The sequence below is a fragment of the Paenibacillus sp. PK4536 genome, from assembly GCF_028594455.2.
Lineage (GTDB): Bacteria > Bacillota > Bacilli > Paenibacillales > Paenibacillaceae > Saccharibacillus > Saccharibacillus nuruki.
The window spans coordinates 1,170,121-1,189,016 of record NZ_CP126313.1; the positions used below are offsets into that span (position 1 = coordinate 1,170,121).

The 18,896-nt window shown below is 36.7% G+C and carries 13 protein-coding genes and 1 pseudogene; 2 read left to right on the forward strand and 12 right to left on the reverse strand.

Going from position 1 to position 18,896, the window contains the following annotated elements:
* Window positions 1-47: 47 nt before the first annotated feature.
* From rlmH (PO903_RS05435) to PO903_RS05445, 3 genes and pseudogenes are all read right to left on the reverse strand, one after another.
* Window positions 48-512 (reverse strand): annotated as a pseudogene (gene rlmH / locus PO903_RS05435) (23S rRNA (pseudouridine(1915)-N(3))-methyltransferase RlmH).
* Window positions 513-708: 196 nt separating this feature from the next.
* Window positions 709-1,428, reverse strand: coding sequence for an SDR family NAD(P)-dependent oxidoreductase (locus PO903_RS05440; protein WP_273592851.1), 720 nt, complete (start codon window positions 1,426-1,428; stop codon window positions 709-711).
* A gap of 57 nt (window positions 1,429-1,485) precedes the next feature.
* Entirely contained in the window at window positions 1,486-1,764 is a 279-nt protein-coding gene (locus PO903_RS05445; protein WP_273592852.1) for a hypothetical protein, read from the reverse strand.
* 230 nt (window positions 1,765-1,994) lie between these two features.
* Here PO903_RS05445 and PO903_RS05450 point away from each other — a divergent pair, with 230 nt between their 5' ends.
* Complete coding sequence (locus PO903_RS05450; RefSeq protein WP_273592853.1) at window positions 1,995-2,969, forward strand: YndJ family transporter; 975 nt, start codon at window positions 1,995-1,997, stop codon at window positions 2,967-2,969.
* A 129-nt stretch (window positions 2,970-3,098) separates the two neighbouring features.
* Here PO903_RS05450 and PO903_RS05455 read toward each other — a convergent pair whose 3' ends face one another.
* From PO903_RS05455 to PO903_RS05490, 8 genes are all read right to left on the reverse strand, one after another.
* Window positions 3,099-3,749 carry a DUF2306 domain-containing protein gene (locus tag PO903_RS05455; protein ID WP_273592854.1) on the reverse strand — a complete coding sequence of 217 codons (651 nt, stop codon included), beginning with the start codon at window positions 3,747-3,749 and terminating at the stop codon, window positions 3,099-3,101.
* A gap of 375 nt (window positions 3,750-4,124) precedes the next feature.
* Window positions 4,125-4,604, reverse strand: a complete 480-nt coding sequence (gene rlmH, locus PO903_RS05460; RefSeq protein WP_204825774.1) for a 23S rRNA (pseudouridine(1915)-N(3))-methyltransferase RlmH — start codon at window positions 4,602-4,604, stop codon at window positions 4,125-4,127.
* Between the two features lie 86 nt (window positions 4,605-4,690).
* Complete coding sequence (locus PO903_RS05465; RefSeq protein WP_273592855.1) at window positions 4,691-6,124, reverse strand: VanZ family protein; 1,434 nt, start codon at window positions 6,122-6,124, stop codon at window positions 4,691-4,693.
* Window positions 6,125-6,525: 401 nt separating this feature from the next.
* Window positions 6,526-7,938: a DUF2399 domain-containing protein gene (locus PO903_RS05470; RefSeq protein ID WP_273592856.1), complete on the reverse strand. Its 1,413-nt coding sequence runs from the start codon at window positions 7,936-7,938 to the stop codon at window positions 6,526-6,528.
* A gap of 26 nt (window positions 7,939-7,964) precedes the next feature.
* Entirely contained in the window at window positions 7,965-12,107 is a 4,143-nt protein-coding gene (locus tag PO903_RS05475; protein ID WP_273592857.1) for a TIGR02680 family protein, read from the reverse strand.
* Between the two features lie 16 nt (window positions 12,108-12,123).
* Window positions 12,124-13,350: a TIGR02678 family protein gene (locus PO903_RS05480; protein ID WP_273592858.1), complete on the reverse strand. Its 1,227-nt coding sequence runs from the start codon at window positions 13,348-13,350 to the stop codon at window positions 12,124-12,126.
* Window positions 13,351-13,372: 22 nt separating this feature from the next.
* A complete protein-coding gene (locus tag PO903_RS05485; protein WP_273592859.1) occupies window positions 13,373-14,911 on the reverse strand; it encodes a TIGR02677 family protein in 1,539 nt (512 codons plus the stop codon).
* Window positions 14,912-15,104: 193 nt separating this feature from the next.
* Window positions 15,105-15,389 carry a TIR domain-containing protein gene (locus tag PO903_RS05490; RefSeq protein ID WP_273592860.1) on the reverse strand — a complete coding sequence of 95 codons (285 nt, stop codon included), beginning with the start codon at window positions 15,387-15,389 and terminating at the stop codon, window positions 15,105-15,107.
* Window positions 15,390-15,571: 182 nt separating this feature from the next.
* Here PO903_RS05490 and PO903_RS05495 point away from each other — a divergent pair, with 182 nt between their 5' ends.
* On the forward strand, window positions 15,572-16,117 hold the full coding sequence (locus PO903_RS05495) for a hypothetical protein (RefSeq protein ID WP_273592861.1): 546 nt from the start codon (window positions 15,572-15,574) through the stop codon (window positions 16,115-16,117).
* A gap of 571 nt (window positions 16,118-16,688) precedes the next feature.
* Here the strand turns inward: PO903_RS05495 and PO903_RS05500 are convergent.
* Window positions 16,689-18,647: an acyltransferase family protein gene (locus PO903_RS05500; protein ID WP_137224794.1), complete on the reverse strand. Its 1,959-nt coding sequence runs from the start codon at window positions 18,645-18,647 to the stop codon at window positions 16,689-16,691.
* Between the last annotated feature and the right edge of the window lie 249 nt (window positions 18,648-18,896).

The following is an 18,896-nucleotide window of genomic DNA, read 5'->3' on the forward strand; positions in this document are numbered from 1 at the left end:
AAATTTAAGTTACTATTTTTTAATTTTCACAATATATTGATTTGTACTCACTTATTATAAGACTCCCTACAATTAATCTTCACCACTCGATACACCTGCTCCCCTAACACCAACCGCATCAACTGATATGGTAACGTCATACGTCCAAAACATAACTTCTGTTGCGCACGTTTCAGCACTTCATCCCCAAGCCCGTGACTTCCACCGATCACAAACACCACATGACTACTACCATACATGCCTAACCGATCCAGTTCACTTGCTAGATCTTCCCAACTCCATAGCTTTCCATCCGTCAACGCAATCACATGCGCATCTGGCTTGATCTAGGACAGTATCCATTCGCCTTCTGTGTCCTTTACAATCTGCACTTCCGCATCGCTTAACATATCCGGTGCTTTCTCGTCATTCACTTCAATCGTCTGGAATTTAATATAAGGTGTCAGCCGTTTGGTGTATTCCGCAATCCCTTGTACTAAGTATTTTTCTTTCAATTTTCCTACACTAATAATCTATATATGCATGACGTTCTCATTTAACTATCCTTTAGCTCGTCGTAAGCATATTTACTTTTAAGTGTATCCTATCTAGTCTTTAGCAAGTATTCCTTTTATTGATTTCCATAAAATAAAAACCACTCATAAATATAGAGTGGTTTATTTAAAAAGAATTTTACTTTTATCGTACGATCATTCTCTTTAGAGCCAATCACCCATTTGTATCTAACATTGCCGGCATGTTGATTTCTTTGACACAAGAAGCTTTGGACAGATTCATCACGCATTTGACTAAAGAAATCAAATCTTGAAGGGGAATTTGGGTTCCACCATATGTAGACAATACTTTTTCAATTCCATCTTCTAAGGGAATTTGGGTTGCAATTTCACCCGGATTTATACAAGTTACACCGATTCCATATTTCTTCACATGCTCTCTGATCGAATTTCCAATACCACGCAAGCCAAATTTAGAAGCTGTAAATGAGACTTGTGTGAAATCATTATGTTCCAGACCTGCTGTAGAACCAATCAAGAAAATCTTGGCGTTATCTGACTTTTTCAGATTCGGTAAAAGCTTCTGTATACAGGTAATCGCAGAAGTAACATTGATATTGATAATGTTCGCAATTTCAGCGGGATCATCTTGCTCAAAATCATAATCGTCTCTGAACCCTTTGCTCTCCCATATGCCTACATTGTATATCAATATATCTATAGTAACATCGTTCAATGTATTCGCAATGATATGGCTTGCATCAGGTTTCGCCAAATCAGCTTCAATCCAATATTTTTCAATACCATCTTCAACATTCAAATGGTTAGGGTACGTTCTAGAAACCACCCACACACGATCACCTTTTTCGGGTAGTCCTTTAACGAATGCTTCACCTAATCCTTTACTGGCTCCAAAAATAATAAAATTTTTCATAACGTATCCTTTCGACATCATTTTTTATGGCTTATGATTAAACATCATTTTACCCATTTACATATCACGAAGCAACGAAGGATCTAAATACGCTTTTCCCAAATAACCACTACAGAGCACAGGACGTGCAAGGATTTCATACGTTTTTGGATACTCGGGTGCTTCTTCAGACCAGATTTCAAAAGAATCGAATTCTTCCTTCGAAATCTGATGAAACTCTGAGGTGTCCGTTATACCTGTTAACATCTCAAATACATAAATATCTTCGCCAAATTTCCCTACAGACTGGTATTGACCTGTTTTCATACGTACATAGTCGGTATATCTGATACTCATAGTTATCACTCATCCTTTTATTAATTCTCTATAATCTTATATCGCATGAAATTATAATGTTCTGGTTAGCGATGGCTTTATCCTTGCTTACACTACGACTCGATAGGACAGGTCTATCGGCGAATAACTATGGTAAACTATTAAAAAAGCATCTTCCAACTATTACAAAGAATACTTTACAACCAAATAGATGTAAGTATAACGTTAAGCCTAGTTAGAAAGGAGCTTCCATGCGTCGTTTCCAGAAAAAACGGATGACATCATTATTCGTACCCATAATTCCAGGTGCAATCATCATTATTGTAATATTTTCTCTTGATTATTTCCAATTTGAACTCGTTGAAAAATTTTTACTGTTTGCCGCTTTTGTTATTGTACCTCTAGTTATTTTATTGTTGAAATATGATGAAAAGAATACTCCTCAACGGATCATATTTACTACTGTGAAGCTGTTTCAATTCCCTGCCGCGCTTTTTGTTCTAGCCTCTATGATGAGCAGTAAAGTTTGGGAGTTACAAGGTACATCTATACCGGGCGCACTTTCTCTGGGTTGGCTATTGCTCACAGGGCTGCTTTGTATGTACGGGATAATCAATATAGTGATACATAAGGGAAAAATAGCAGAAACGGCGATTGGCGCGGGACTCATCTACTTTTTTATCGGGGGTATTTGGTTTACTCTTTATCAGTATCAATTGAACGTCTTTCAAGCTAATCCTGACACCCATGCATTAAGTTCGATTCACTTTCATTTTTCATCTGCTATTGTTCCGATTTTTATTGGTATGCTGGGACGGATCATGACGAAGAAAAGCTGGTATCCATGGGTCGTCGCTATCGATATTATAGGACCCATCTTGATCGCGATCGGTATGATTTTCTCCAAGCCTATCGAGTACATTGGTGTCACTTTGTTTGCTTGCAATATTGTGCTTTACACCACATATCTCCTTACCTATTTGAAGCGAAAAACATTATATAAAAAAGCAACCTACTTTTTAGTTCTTTCTTGTCTCGCTTTCTACATCGTTATTATCGTTTCGATGTTCTATCCGTTGCTAAAAAAGAGATTTGCTTTAACCATACTTGATTTCATTCCCGTTTACGGATCGCTGTATGCATTTGGATTTGTTTTATTTGGATTAATCGGGTGGATATACATGTTAGACTTTCTTAAGGAAAAAAAGCTTTATAACTATCAGTAGCTTTATAGGCAATAGCGAAATTTAAATTTTCTCGTAGCTTAGAAATAGCAAATATAAATCAATTCCATCCTCATACCTATTTCACCGTACACAAAATAAAACTGCGCTATGGATGCGCAGTTTTATGGATCATTTTGGCGTGGCAGTTGTAAATCCTTGTTCCCGCCGCAACCTCATTCTGTAAATCACAGCTTCTATGACGAGCAGATTAGGAACCCAACAAACCCAAGCAACAGCCCGAAAGCCTGCCTCGAAATCGCCAAACAGGATAATCAGCGGCGTTAACCAGATTCGAAGCATGACCGCTGCAAAAGTAAGCGCATAACTGCGAAGCATCCATTCTTTATGAGCTTGGATGTCTTTGGCTATAATTTTTCTTATTGCAATAAGCGTAGTCGTAACCCACAGTACATCGAGCGACATGAACCCAAGCCCGGCAATCCAACCTCCTGTCGCAAAAATGGATAAATACACATTTACGATCCCACTAACTATAATTGAAAAAACATATACGTACCCGAACAGGCGATGCCAACGTTTTCTGGCATTTGTTGGAGTTATAAATAGTTGAAAGGGTCCTATAATCAAAGCAAATATCGCGGTGAAAATATGGATGTATAGCACATATATCCATGGTTCGAGTTCAAAATTTGGCTTTTGCAATTTGAAAGACACAAGTCCAGCATTACTAGCGTTAAGAAAGCCATACTGAACAATGGCGTATCCGGCAATCGCAAATGCAAGAATGAACACGAGTCCCCTAATCATTTTATTTCCCATATGAATGACCCTCCTCTGTTATTGTATGTCAATGAATCCTGTCGTTTGTGTAACCCATACACGCATTTTCAAAAAGCTTCTTTCCTATCGGTAGGATGTTTACTCTAAGTATAGGGGATTGAATACTGTGGTATTTGCCTTTTTCGTCGGAGTCTTTGCCTAATTCAACAGATTTCATCGTTTAATAAAAAAAATCCGCTAGGCTCCATGCCTGCGGAAATTGAAAATAAGTTTACATGTGCGTTTCACTTCAACTGTTGTTAGTCCTAATGCCACCTTGTGATATCTCTAGTTGGAGGGACTGTTTGTTGTTAGAATAATAGTTCTAACCTGTTTTGCAGTCGCTAGCTGTGCGGTAATCCTCAAAAGTTCGCCTTACTTATGATAAGGCTCCCCACGGTTAATCTTCACCGCCCGATACACCTGTTCCACAAGCACCAACCTCATCAACTGATGCGGTAACGTCATGCGTCCAAAACATAACTTCTGCTGCGCTCGCTTCAATACTTCATCCCCAAGCCCGTGACTCCCACCGATCACAAACACCACATGACTGCTGCCATACGTGCCTAACCGATCCAGTTCACTCGCTAGATCTTCCGAACTCCATAGCTTCCCGTCTAATGTCAACGCAATCACATGCGCATCTGGCTTGATCTGAGCCAGTATCCGTTCGCCTTCTTTGTCCTTCACAATCCGTACTTCTGCATCGCTTAACGTATCCGGTGCTTTCTCGTCGTTCACTTCAATCGTCTGGAACTTGATATACGGTGTAAGCCTTTTGCTGTATTCTGCAATTCCTTGTACTAGATATTTTTCTTTTAATTTGCCGACCCCAATAATCTGTATATGCATAACGTTCTCCTTTGACTATCCTTTGGCTGATCGTGAGCCTGTTTACTGTTAAGTGTACACTATCTAGCCTTGGGCGAGCATCCCCCTTAAGAAATAGACATTGCGGGTACAAGCGTTTCCCACTGTTCTTTGTTCACCTTTCCAGTGAAGCGATACACTGGTTGGTAATATCCTTTTGAATCATAGTTATATGCAAGCTCATATTTCTCAACGGTTAGCACGTCGCCTTTCTTCAGATGATTATACATGTAGAAATCTCCTTGAAGGATGTACGCATAGGCTTGTGCTGGACTTATTACGTCTACTTTACGCACATACTCATTCTTATTCATCGCATCAAATAAATCACGAGGCGCCTGCTGATCATCAGCAGAAGGTATAATCATAATCATGCCGTCGGCAAAATCCTTTTCGTCCTTTGCAACAGCATCTACTGATTTTTGGATATCCCATCTCAGCGTATCCTCGTTCTGTATGCTAAATACGGTATCTGCAGGCAAAATATCATTGTCCAGCATCCATTTTTCATAGAACTCTCTTTGCGTTGTTAGTTCTTCTTTACTGAGCTTAACCTCTTCACCACTCGCATTATACAACTGCCATACACCATCCTGTACGTTATAGTTGAACGTATACGAGTTGCCATTACTATCGGTAAATGACCATATTCGATTCATTCCATCCACTCGTTTTCCTTGCTTCTGCTGAAGATGGAAAGATGGTTGAATAAGCGCAGTTATATGCTTGCCATACTCCAGATTATAAATCCTATGATTAACATAGAGTGAAACTGGTTCCGCCTTCTCTGGAAGCTTGGTAGCTATATTAACTTCGACCCCTTCCATATTCTGCTTGATTGCTGGTCGAATTGAGAGATTACCCAACTCTTTTGCCTGATAGACAGCTAATGCACCGGTAAACAATAGAACAAACGCTATGGGAATGCACAGCGCAAAACCTGTCGATTTGAAGTCTAGCTTTCGCTGATTCACACTGTTTAGAATAGCCTGCATGATCAAGTAGCCTGCTATACTGCCTAGTGTGTTGTGAAAAATATCGTCTAACTCAAAAATACCCCTTCTACTAAGCATCTGAGTCAGCTCAATACCAATAGTTACGATTAGAGAAATCACTAGCACAGGAGTAAAACGCCGCGTTCGAATGCTCAGCAATGGTAGCAAAAAGCCAAGTGGCATAAACATCATCATATTAAAAATAATGAGTTGAAGCTCGCTGAGAGACCATTGATTCCACGCACTTAGATAGCCGCTAAACAGTCGAAAATTCACCCACCCCTCAAAGTTTTCCCCTCTACTAAATGTAGTTAAAATCATAACCAAGCCAAACCACATAATGAGCAAATAACCTGCTATAAACTGTGTGACCGAGAACTTTCTCTTGCCACCTCTTTTTCGATATAGAACATAAAAAAGGAAGGTAACGCCTAAAAGCACTAACGCTATAATGATTACCTTTGGTAGAAGAGGTAATAGCGTGCCAATTATCCCTTGAATATCCATGTGTGTACTCCCTTCATTTTGACTGTATGAATAATAATACGTTTTGCCACAAGTAAGACACTGCTTACTCGTATTTTGTAACAACGTATACAAAAAATGACTAGATGCTTCCGCACTACCGTGATCAAAGCTAGCGATCTAGTATGGTAGCTGGTAGTCTTTATTTTGAAAAATGAAGTATACACGTAAGTAATTCATCTAGAGCAACTTCAATTCATATCCAAAATAAAAAAGCCTATTCCGCAAGGAATAAGGCTTCTAATTTCGAACATTTCAGAGCTGTATAGTCGATGATGATACAAATCGAAGATTTCAATCTGTACAAATGGATTCATGTTTCTAAGACTTCATCGTTTATTATAATCGTCTGGAACTTGATATAAGGAGTTAGAATACTTTCTTTATTGATCGCTAAATATTTGTTCTATTAATTGTATCCAATCTTCTCCCAATTCTTTTGTTATAGCTTCTTGGTAAACTTTCTTTCTTGCTTTTACCATTGCTTTCGGTAAATCACCTTTCGTTGCCTTAAGCGTTCTTATATCTTGTTCGTGAAGTGAAAGATTTCGAAGATGTACTTTATTCTGATAAGTTTCAGCATCCATACGCAACACTTGAATATTCCCTAAACGTTGTAATGTTTCTAACATTTGTAATCCCGGAGTGTCGAAGTCACCAGAATAATAAACTTTACAATTTGGATTAACTTTTATATGTTGATCAATAAAAATTTTCGCAGCATCGTGAGCTTGTCCAGAAGTACAAACAAGAATAGGAAAATGTTCTGGAATTTGTTCTAATTTGATTTGCTTTGTCTCTAGAAAGTGAAGAGTTTCATCTACTAGATATGAAAAAATAGAAGGGTTCTCAAAAACGTACAAATCTGCATGGTTTAGCCAGTTCTGACGATTATTTAGTTCATTTAAATTAAATGTTCTTACTGTTTTTCCATAATAATTATCAATAATAAATACATCTACCCGTGAACTTACATCGTCTAACCTAATTCCTGAATGTTGATAGATGTTGCGACGTCTCAAAAAATCAGGAACTAATAATTCAGCATTTGCTATGATCTCACCACTATTTAATCGAAGTCTATACATATCTTCCAAAGCATGTTCCAATAATCTGCCTGTTGCAAAGTTTTTGTCAAACGCATGAGCATCATTACCTGTAATAAATTCAGCAAATATAGGAAGACGTATCCATGTAACATGAATTCCTTTTATCTCTAACATTTCTTCGTATTTCACAAATAAATACCATAGCGCTTTTAAACAACAGAATATAAGTTCAGCAGGATTAGATCCAGTTCGAATAGCGTGCTGAACAACTCTATAACCCGGTGCTTTTCCATCATATAATCTTTGGTACCAATTGAATGTTTTACTTTCTAAAAATTGAATAGTTTCACTGGAATTTGTATATTCTGAAAAGTTTATTTTTGCTTGCTCAAATACCAAATGCCAATCTTGCTCTTTCAACAATTTTTGTTCTGCTTTGGTTAATAAAACTTCTTCATATAATAGCTCATATAACTCAGGGATATCTAAATTGTATCCCTGAGCTATATCTTCTGCGAATAATTTCATAGGCACTTCAACGACCATACCTACTCGAATCATTCTTTTTAAACGAGCACCAAAAAATTCTTGCAGTCGGGTAGCTTCTTCTTTAGAATCTACTTTGAATTTTATTATTCCTCTTACACCATTGTATCCTTTGTATTTCTCAAACACAGCATTCAACAAATTTTTTAATAGTACATCGTTATAATAATCTTTAGCAGATTTTCTATCTCTAGATTCCATTGCTTAAACGCCTCTCTTATTCTCAACTATACTTGTTTATCTACAAGGATCCGCTTTTTGCCATCCCAACGATAATGAAATAATGTCACTACATTAGAGTCCTTCGGTCGATAAATCTCATAAATAGCCAGATTTGGAACAGAATTGTAACAACCCCATAACACTTGCGAAGTCATCATATAGTCAAAATCCATATCTGTAAGCAGCAAGAACATATCACGAATATTCATATCATCAACACCAGCAAAAGCTTCATCCAATGAAATAATTTTAGGAGCATCCAAATTTGCATCGCTATATCGAGAATACGTAGCAGCCAGCAAAGGAATATACATCGACATTGCTTTTTCCCCACCGCTTAGAACGTTAAATTTAGCATCTTTTAACTCTCTATATTCAGCCTTTTCACTTTTGCGATATAGTAAAGTGAATTCAAACCATGTTCGATAATCAAGCAACGTATAAATATAATCTCGGAAAGTACCCTGTTCTTCATCTGCACTTTGTTTAGCGGATAATATTCTATTTCTAAAATGAGTAACAACTTGTTCAATTTCCGTATCATCTAATCGATGCGAGTCTCGAAGCAATAAATCTACCAATGCAGTAGTATCTAATTCATCTGCTGTGTCACTTGATCTAGCCTTCCATTGCAAAGAGAGTTGTAGACCGCTCGATGTATCTCTCTGCTTCATCAAATCATTCATCTGTGCAACCCAATCTCTTGCGCGATGGATTCGAAGCCTAATCGCTCGACCAACACTCTGCAAAATAATCTTTTCATAAAGCTCACGATCTTTTTCTGTTAAAAGAATCTGTTGCTCTTGTATTAATTCTTGTACTTCCTGTAACAATTGCACTAACGGTAAAGCATGCGAGATATCTTGCCTCGATACAACCACCATTCTTTCAGAATCAATGGATTCAATGTTTATTACATATTCTATTAGAGAAGCATTAACTTCTGAATGGCTAGTTATCAATTCCCGGATCATCATATCTTTATTAACAGAATCAAATGCTGTTCCAAATGCTGTTCCAATTTGTTTGCAGAGTTTGTAAATTATTCGTTCATCATTAATATCGGATGCATGCTCTCTAAATTCTGATATGAGAGAAAGTTCGATCTCTTTATACCAAAGTGGCAATAATTTTTCCATTTGCATCATACAACTCTGAAATTTCTCGTTTTTATATTCTAAATCCTTAATGTGTTCAGTTATCGTTTTACCTAGTTGTTCTTTTTTCTCTCTCAGTTCTTCCATTTTTTGTGGAATCTCAATTTTCAATCTTTTAGTATTTTGGATTTGAAGATGCACAGTTTTAAGATCCACATCTGTGATAAGTTGTTGAAGTTGATTGGTTCGAGTAACGCATTTTCGATAAAGATCTTCGTATTCGCTCTGTTCTTCATAATCACTTTCCAACTGATCCAAAATTTCTGTGTTTTGATTTTTTTGTGTATCAAAACTACGCATTGTGTCTTTCATCCGCTTTAAATTTGAAGCTAATTCTGAAATTAAATTTCCATAACTTCCACAAAGTTCGATTGCTTCACCAAGTGATTTTTCTTGCTTTAAAACTGACCAATCTTCAGTTAAATTAATCAATTGTAACTGAATCTCATTTTTGGTTGTAACCTTCTGCTTATACCAACCCTCTACTTTTTGTTCTTGTTTTATACTTTCTGAAAGCCGAGAGGTAAGATTTAATAATTTATCAATTTGGATTTGCAATTCTTCATCTGCAGGAAATTTATCTTTCTCTTTAGTTAGTTGTTGTTTTTGTTCATCGTTTACGCATATATCATTTTCAACGGCTTTTAATTGTTCAGTAATGTACTGCAGAGCTATTTGAAGACGTTCGATTTCAAGTTGCTTTGTGCGGAGTCTTGTTTCGATTCCAATATACTCAGCGCGAGTTTTAGATACATTTTCTCCAAGTAATGGACCCAAACGAAAACTACCATTCGAATTAATATGTGCCTGACTAATTATTAAATTACTATCATCAGTAAACTTATTTTGCGACCATTGAACACTCTCAAGCACCATTTGAATATCTTGCATAGATAAGCCACTATTTAGAGGTGGAATACCCTTTAAAACATTAGCTAACGTGGTTCCCTTCACAGGATTAGGCTCAAACCATATTTCTTCTTCATTGTCTGAATTCCATAAAGAAATTTTTCCGCCTGGAATAATCCAAGCATCTAGTAATCCAGCTTGAACTAAAGTCTCTTCCAATTGAGCTTGTTCATCTTCGGTTAACCAAGATTCAAACTCACATGCTGCATAAAGTGGAGCCCCCATTTCAGCCTTTCGTTGCTTTCTGGAAAATAAACGACCTTTTGTTCTTATAGGTTCTGGCTCTCTAAAATTTTGCCATTCCTGAATTTCTTGATCGATCTCAATGTATTCATCTTTTAATCGCTTTTGTCTATGTTGTAAATCAGCATAGACTCGAATCAATTCATTATTTTGTTGCTCAAATGCTTCTATAATCGGTTGGCGAACTGAATCATAGTTTCGCATCGTTGGAGATATATTAGTTATTGCTCGTAAACAGTCCCGCAATTGATCGCCTCCAACCATCAATTGCTTCAATTGTTTGTGCCATACTTGTAATTCTTCTTTCAGAGATTGCTTTAGCTTTTCAAAAATGTCTTCTTCAACTGAATATTGTTCTTCTAATAAAACTCGACCTTGATGAACTTCACCTAATTGAATTTCTATTTCTGCAACAGCTTTAGTAGCTTCATTTAATTGTCTAGCTACATTTTGAGCAGCTAACAGTCTATTCTTATGATTATTGAGATCATTTTTCCAATTAACTAGCCACTTCTCTTCTCCTTCTACTCTTTGCTGAAAAATATTCTGATAAATATCATGTTCACGAAATTCAATCATACGTGCATAGTCTTCAAGTTCTTCAATATATTCACTTTGTAAAATCGATAATTCTTGCATTATTTCATTTAAGTGATTTATTTCACTCTCTATCTTGTTTAATCTTTTAATATTGTTGCCTATACGCTCATTAACTATTTCTAGCTGTTTTTTTGTATTTAATAAAGATTCATTTGAAAGCTCTAATTCCCTTTGTTTCTCCATGGCTTCACTTCTAGTTAAGAGTTCGTATTCTTCTTCTACTTTTACAAGTTTTTGACGATATTTTTCTAATTGATTAATAATATCGTTTTTTTCTGCTTCTACTTCTGCTTTTTTTAAACGTAGATTATCAATCTCTTTTGTAGCAGATACTTTTTCATTCAAAGACTCTAGCAACCGCTTAGAATACGTTTGTAAAAGGAAATTGCAATAACGATCATAGCTTTGATGTAATTTTGTTAAATCAGTATGGTGCCCTTGCAGTTCATCTAAACGATCCGTAATTTGATCCATATCTTCCAAAACACTAGTGAGTGGACTTAAATCAGCCTCATGTAATGGTGGCAGTGCTCGTGTTAAAATTTCATACATAGAAGAAGGCTTAAAATCTTTCGATAACTTGGGACTTCGAAGTTCTAATAATAATTTTAATAAATCTTGATAAGAGTCTGCATCTTCAAAACCAAATAAGGCCTTATTAACCATATCTCGATAAGTGCCTTGTTCCTGTACAACTTGTCCTCCACCTGCAAAAACCTCTTCTAGTCGCTTTCGACTTATCGGTATTTTGATTCCACGTTCTAACCATAATTCGTGATCATATAACCAAATATCATGATTAATTCTCCTACCATCATCTAATAAAAATCCCCAAAAAACAATCGAAGCAACGCCTCGACGTGCCCTTAAACCAATACCGATCGTTTTATATAATTGTTTCTCTGTATGATAAAATTCTAACCATAAATATCCTGTCCGATCTGTATGTCCCTCTTCTGTATCTCCCAATAGGTAATATTCTAAGCGACGATCTCGAGACCCAAATGGATCTAAACGCTGTGGGCGTTTATCCCCGTCAAGCACTAAAGGAAGAAAACTCTGCATTGTTACTGATTTTCCAGATCCATTGGTTCCTCTTAAAATAAGACGCCCTTCTTCAAAACAAAATTCTTCATCATCATAGTGCCAAAAATTCAAAACCCCAGCTCGATTCATATGCCATCTTGAATTGGGATTTACTTGTATACTTTTTATATTTTCCGAATTAGCAAGTTGCATATACAATATCTCTCCTTTAAATCTCTAATTCAGTAGTCCCATATTTTGCTGCCCAACGCCCTCCTATTGCATACAATGCAAACAAGCCGTTTTCTTTCCATTCACCGAATCCCCATTCAATTAAATGGTTCAATACTTCTACTGCAAGTTCAGCAGGTTTTTTCTTGTTATATTCATTTGTCCAGTATTTTTTATAATCATTTTGTAATTGAGTCAGTATTCGCTCTATTTCTCCCAGAGTAACATTGACAATTCCATCCCTTTCAATGGTTAAATTAGAATTAGTTGCTAGCGCCTCATCACGTAAAACACCACATACGAGGAGAGTCAAGTCAGAAATAGCTGATAATGTCGGGAAAATTTCAGCTTCAGATGTGAGTTCAGGCTCAAAAAAAACTGTTCCTTCACGATATCTGCTACCTTCCCAGCCAAACATCTTTTTAATTTGCGATAGCACATTATTTCGCTGACCATGAAAGTAAAGAGAATCATCGTTCCATGCTTCGTCCTGCACAATAGGTTCTAACAAATAACGACGATATAAATAATGTTTCTTGCGTTGTTTTTGTCCTTCTGATTCATTCCCGTAATCTAAATTTTCACTTAATTGGTCCATGCTTGTATATTGTGTAAGAGGTTTTGGGAAATTACGAAGTATATACCGAGAATAAGGTGTACATTCGTATAAGACATTACTTTCATTATTTTGCGTCCAATGCAACTCTTGTCCGTCAACAGCTTGCACGATGTTCATTCCCTTCAACTTCTTCAAAGCTCTTCCCATAGACAAACGATGATAATAATTTTTCCAATCTACTATCATATTCTGTTCAGTCATATATTCTCGGATTTCCTTCACCAATGTAGTTAAAAGAAACTGTTCTTGTTCCAACTTATTTTCTAAAAACCACAGTGAATACGTGAATAATACATAATCAAGTGGCTCACGGAATTCTTGAAATCCCATCCATGAGTATGCAACCGCAGGAATTTTTTCAAGTTTAGCTAGTTTTGCGTTTACAAATAATGAATAGCCCGTAAAATCCATAAACCATTCTTTTAAGGATGGTTGCTTCTCTTTAATCCAATAATATAATTGCGGGTCAAGTTCTTTAGTAATCCATGTTCGATTTAGTAGTGCATTCATGCATATCAATTTTCGTTCTTCTTGCTCTTCTTTACTAATAAGAGAACTATGTCGCCTTTTTTCTCGATTAAGCTTGCCTACTTTTATTCTCTCCATTTTTCACCTTTTATATGCAAATTTATATTATTGTCTCTATCCAATGCTTCATTTCGATCCAAGCTTCTTTATTGGCAACTTGAAACTGTAGTTCATAGTTCAGTAATTCTAGTTCTCCATCTTCGCACTGCAAAATAGTTCTTTCCTGATTGAGCGGTTGTTTCAATCGAACCCTAATCCCTTCTGGCATATAAAAAGTAAATTGCGAAGCGGCTGTGCATAAGCTAATCCATCGTAAAATTTGTATACGCTCTAACTCAGAAATAATACCAAACTCGGATATAAAAAGATTTTCCTTCTCCACCATTTGGATTACAAACTGAAGCTCTTGCCTATGTTTCAAAATGTATTCTTGTTTTAATATTTTTTTCTGGGCAGATTTGTCTATAATTGAATCCGTATCAAGCCGTTCATTTTTTTTTCGACTTTTAGATCTCAAAGTCTTAGTATTTGAAGGTTCTTCCCACATAGATATTTCAGAACTATCAGATTCTCTATTATCTGGTCCTTGAAGATGTCTAGTTGGGAACAGCCCAAACGCATACGCTGCCAGTTTATGCGCAGAATCAAGATTAGGGCTTCGGTAAAACCATTCCCCTAAATATTCAAGTTCTTTTTTTCGACTTATAGTTGAACGTCTGCGTTCTTGAATACGGGTGGCACTACGCATCATTCTGACAACAGCTTCTTTTGAAGCATTTTCCAAAAGCACAAGCTCACTTGTTGAACCACTCTCTCCAATGAACCATCTTTGCACACTATGCCATTTTTCTAGTAATTCTTCAGCATACTGCTGTTTTGTAAATGTCTCTTCCAATTTAGGAATTTGCCACTCATCTTCGATAACAGCCTCAAAAAACAAATTTAGAATATCAAATTTAATTTTCGCAAAGTTTCCTTCAATTTTAAAAGAACGCCTTTGGAGAGCTTGAACAAAATCTCTCAAATATTGAGTGAGCGAATCTTTGTATACCAAAAAAGCATCAGTAGCCATTAACTCTTCTGCTCTATTTGTCTGAAGACTCGCTATATAGTCTACCGATGTTTTATGAAGCCGTTGAAATGCATCATATAAGCTTTTCCATAATTCAAGAGCTTCTCCTAATTTGTATGCACCAGCATGATAATGTATATCAATTAATATATCTGCAATTCTATCAAGAAGTGTTGGTTCAAGAGAGCCCCCATATCCGTGTACTCTCTCTAACCCTTCAAGCAACCGTTCAATCTCAATTGAATACGGTGTCAATAAATATTGATACTTTTTACGCAAGTATTCTTCAACTGTGACTGCTCTTCCTCCATCATGTCTAGAGCTTAGATTTCCCCACTCAATTAATTGTTCCAGATCAATCTGACATTGCTCTAATGTATATCCTTCATGCAAATTCCAGGACATTATCCCTTTAAAAATCTGTTCAGGCTTTAGCCAGTAGTTTAGCTTCTGATATTGTTCATATAAAAACCGCATAATAGCTCGATAACGACTGACATTATCAGCATTAACATACTTTAGTTCTGATACACTACGTAATGAGTTTACGTTAGGAATTTTGCTCAAAGTTACCTCCAAAATTAGAAATATCCAACAAAAAAATCAAAAAGTTAATTATCTTTATCATGCAAAGATTGTAGCCATTTAATTAAAACAACTTTTGCTTCACATTTTTGGTCTAGATTACAGTAAGTAATTCCATCTAAATCAGTCGCAATTCTAGCCTGTCCCCTACGACAAATTATTGTTTTTTCTTTACCTAGCATTGTGAAAAAATACCATACTCCAATACGACATTATCTCTTGGTTGTAGAGCGTATTCATTTCTATACCATACTTCATCGTCTTCATTGAAAATCAGAATAGCTGCTCCTACATTTTTGCTAATCATACGTAGACTTTCTAAAGCATAATTTCCCGGCGGAAAGACATCTATCTCATTCCACGAAACAGGTTCATGTCGGTTTCTTTCGATAAGCATGGCCAATTCATTTAGATCTTTTTGGGATTGATCGGTACTTGAACTTCCAATAAAAATCCGCATTTATCTCATACGCCTCCGACCTGTATCAATCTCAACAATGATATTTTGATTCGATAGTACGTTAAAATTACTCAAAAGTCTACTAACACTAAGTTGTTTGACTATATTTTTTACTTTATTGTTGTTTTTTTCCAAATAAGAAATTAGAATTAGAATATTAACTAAAGGTGGTGTTTTTTCTAATGGAAGATTTAATTTGTATAGAGAATAGCATAGAAAAAATATTAGAACGAAAAAATCCTTCTGAATTAAAGAAATTACAAGCAGTACTTAATACATTACATATAAAGACAAAAGCTACATGTGAACAACAACATAATAAAACTAAAAAGCCTGGTCTAATCTGTCCTATATGCGGATCTAAAAATACCACTAAGCATGATAACAAACCTTCAATACGTATTTTTTGTCATGATTGTAAGAAGCCTTATGTCTTAAATCGGCATCTTCTTCATTTTGGAAAAAAGGATCCTCTTAAGCTAATTGAACTAATAATCCAAATATGTACAACATCAAAAAGTAGCACTGAAATTATAAGTTACTTAAATGTTTCTTCAAGAACCTATTATATATGGAGCAAACAAATTATTTCTGTCTTTCCGCAATTAGAATCTAGATTCAAAAATAGACGTAAAAAGTGCCTTTCTTCGAATTCCTACCCTCATTTAGATAATTTTAATAAGAAGTTTTTTGAAAAACCATATTTCTTCCTTTCACCATTAAAGTAAAATATTTTTATTAATAATAAATAATATATTAAATGTAATTTATGTAAATTAATAACTTTTAAATATTAGTCTCTTTTTAAATTTTTCTAATATTAGTTAAGCTAGTCTGCAATCTAAAAACTAAGAATATAATTATGTCAGTAAGACAGTAATATTTTAAATGGACTTAGTTAAAATAGCATAATTCCAATTGTTTGAAACAATAGTCTACAAAAACTTCATATCGCAGATCTTGACTCGTAATTACATTCCAATATATGTGGTACAAATCTTAGAAAAGAGATTAAGGAGTAATAAAATCCTTGAAAAAATAGAATCTATAAGTAAAAATTTTATAAATGTATATGAATTTTAATAAGAATAATGTCTTTTTAAATCATTTAATTTACATTGAACAGATTTATGAATTATATTGCTACTATAATTGAAAACTCCCCGCACGCTAACTGTATCTCAGTCGGCATGCAGGGAGCACTTATGAAGCCATCTTTTCTTTTATCGGCAGTTATTAATAGTTTTTTAATACCTTTTTAAAACATTTTTGTATTATTTTCCTTTATATCCCATATAACTATTTTAATGCTTTGACTACCAATGCAGCATAGGCACGTGCACCCGATGGATTCAAATGGACACCATCTGGAGCAAAGTACGAATCCTGTCCAGCACTTGCGGAATACCAGTCGATAATCGTAATACGTGAATCTTCTGCGGCGGCATCGCTGAGTGCTTGATTGACCATACTTTCCCACGGACGAGGAACACGTGTGTTGACTACAATAATCTTCTTCACACTATCGCTTTTCAGATCAGCCAGAAGATCGTCTAATTGTTCTTTGGTAAATGATCCATTGGTTCCGAGTTCCAAGATCACTTTGTGACCCAATTGTCCGTTTCGTGAAAGCTGTTGAACAACGCCTGATGCTTCGGTTAACTGTCGTCCAATTTTGCCGTCGATCACAATACCCGGCATCGCTTCACTGAGATAAGGAGCTACATCTAACATTACCGAATCACCAATTGCGCTAATGCCTTTACCGGAAATGGTATCGATTTCTGGCGTTTTGGCAGGCTCTTGATGGGTAGATGTTGATTTTTTCTCTTCGGTACCGGTTTTACTGGTCTCGGTTGTTGGTTGTTTACTTTCTGGTGAATGTTCTGTTGTTGCTTCCGGATCTGCTGTAGGCTGATCGGTTGACGTGCCTGACTTCGATGATTCGGTAGGAGTAGGATCTGTTGTTGCTGAGTGAGACGATACATTTTTAGGTGCAGGTGTAATCACTTGGGCTTGATTGACTGCATTCTGCGCTACGGCTGTCTCTTCTTTATCTGTTGTAATTAGATGACTAATGGCTGTTGAAGCTAAGACGAACACGACGACGATCACAGCGCCATGCAACCATCCTCGAGACGTCATATGCTGTAACCGATATCTTAAGCGAAGACTACGGAATCCCTGATGACGAATCGGTTGTTCTACATATCTCCACGATAACTCTGCCAGTAGCAGACTTACTCCGACCTGTATCATACTTTTGATAATGGAAGGCTCTGTCGTGCTGACCTGTGAAGTCGAGAGTGTAATGACTGGAAAATGCCATAGATACAGTCCATACGATCTTTTACCTAACCAACGTAAAGGCTTGCAACCCAGTACAATCGCAAGGCGACTTGCTGGATGTGCCAGTACAGCGATAAGCAGGGCTGTGATGATTGCGATCAGTACCATTCCACCACGGTAAAGGAAAGGCTGATACTCATTCGTATGCCAGATCATCCAGCCGAGTAGGAATAGAGTGCCGACACCGACCACATCTAATACGGTACGTGCTTGATTGGAGACACGTGCTTTGAGCTTGGCACTTGGCCATACAATCGCAAGCGATGCTCCAATTAATAAAGCGAAGATGCGTGTATCTGTTCCATAATAGACACGGCTTGGATCACTACCCGGTTCGTATAATACAGCCATTAACAATGCTGAGATTGCAGCTAGACTCAGAATCCAACCAGCTAGATTGATCCGCTTCGGTAGGAATTTCAGCCCTAATGCAAGTAGCAATGGCCAGATCAGATAGAATTGCTCTTCGACAGCTAACGACCATAGATGACCTAGCGGTGAAGCTGGACCGAAGCTTTCGAAATACGAGACTTTATGGAAAATAAACCACCAGTTGCTCACATACAGTAATGCGGCAGGTACGTCTCCCACTAGAGCAGGCAGACGGGAATGGTCTACAACCAGACACCACAAGACGACTAGAATAACCATAGCGAACATCGCAGGCAATAAGCGTCTAGCACGTCTCATCCAGAAGTCGATCAGATCGAATCGTTGATGACGTTCCCACTGGCTTGCAAGAATATCTGTAATAAGATAACCGGATAATACAAAAAATATACCGACACCTAGTAGCCCACCCGGTGCCCAATCTATATTGAGGTGATACAGTACCACTGCCATAACGGCAAAAGCACGTAACCCATCCAGTCCTGACATGTAACGGTGTTCTTGAAGCGGCTTAGACATGACTGAACCGCCCCTTATGTAAAAGTGCCCAGATCCTATTCATTTCTTCTACCCTTTCTGTACATGTTCCTCATTTATTTACCCATTTTCTATTCTTTTATTATATACAAGCCTACTATGCAGAGAATCTCAGCAAAGTTAAAAAATAATGACAGTAACGTCAAAGTATTGATCACCATACCATATCAAAAAGCACATACACTCTGTTCGGGCAAAAGGAAATAAGGAACCGTGCTTACGGTTCCTGCC

Excerpts from the sequence above, each read along its gene's own strand:
- PO903_RS05470 (WP_273592856.1), bottom strand. The coding sequence starts at position 7,938 with ATGGAATCTAGAGATAGAAAATCTGCTAAAGATTATTATAACGATGTA.
- PO903_RS05445 (WP_273592852.1), bottom strand. The coding sequence starts at position 1,764 with ATGAGTATCAGATATACCGACTATGTACGTATGAAAACAGGTCAATAC.
- PO903_RS05440 (WP_273592851.1), bottom strand. The coding sequence starts at position 1,428 with ATGAAAAATTTTATTATTTTTGGAGCCAGTAAAGGATTAGGTGAAGCA.
- PO903_RS05455 (WP_273592854.1), bottom strand. The coding sequence starts at position 3,749 with ATGGGAAATAAAATGATTAGGGGACTCGTGTTCATTCTTGCATTTGCG.
- PO903_RS05465 (WP_273592855.1), bottom strand. The coding sequence starts at position 6,124 with ATGGATATTCAAGGGATAATTGGCACGCTATTACCTCTTCTACCAAAG.
- PO903_RS05500 (WP_137224794.1), bottom strand. The coding sequence starts at position 18,647 with ATGTCTAAGCCGCTTCAAGAACACCGTTACATGTCAGGACTGGATGGG.
- PO903_RS05475 (WP_273592857.1), bottom strand. The coding sequence starts at position 12,107 with ATGCAACTTGCTAATTCGGAAAATATAAAAAGTATACAAGTAAATCCC.
- PO903_RS05495 (WP_273592861.1), top strand. The coding sequence starts at position 15,572 with ATGGAAGATTTAATTTGTATAGAGAATAGCATAGAAAAAATATTAGAA.
- PO903_RS05490 (WP_273592860.1), bottom strand. The coding sequence starts at position 15,389 with ATGCGGATTTTTATTGGAAGTTCAAGTACCGATCAATCCCAAAAAGAT.
- PO903_RS05480 (WP_273592858.1), bottom strand. The coding sequence starts at position 13,350 with ATGGAGAGAATAAAAGTAGGCAAGCTTAATCGAGAAAAAAGGCGACAT.
- PO903_RS05450 (WP_273592853.1), top strand. The coding sequence starts at position 1,995 with ATGCGTCGTTTCCAGAAAAAACGGATGACATCATTATTCGTACCCATA.
- rlmH (WP_204825774.1), bottom strand. The coding sequence starts at position 4,604 with ATGCATATACAGATTATTGGGGTCGGCAAATTAAAAGAAAAATATCTA.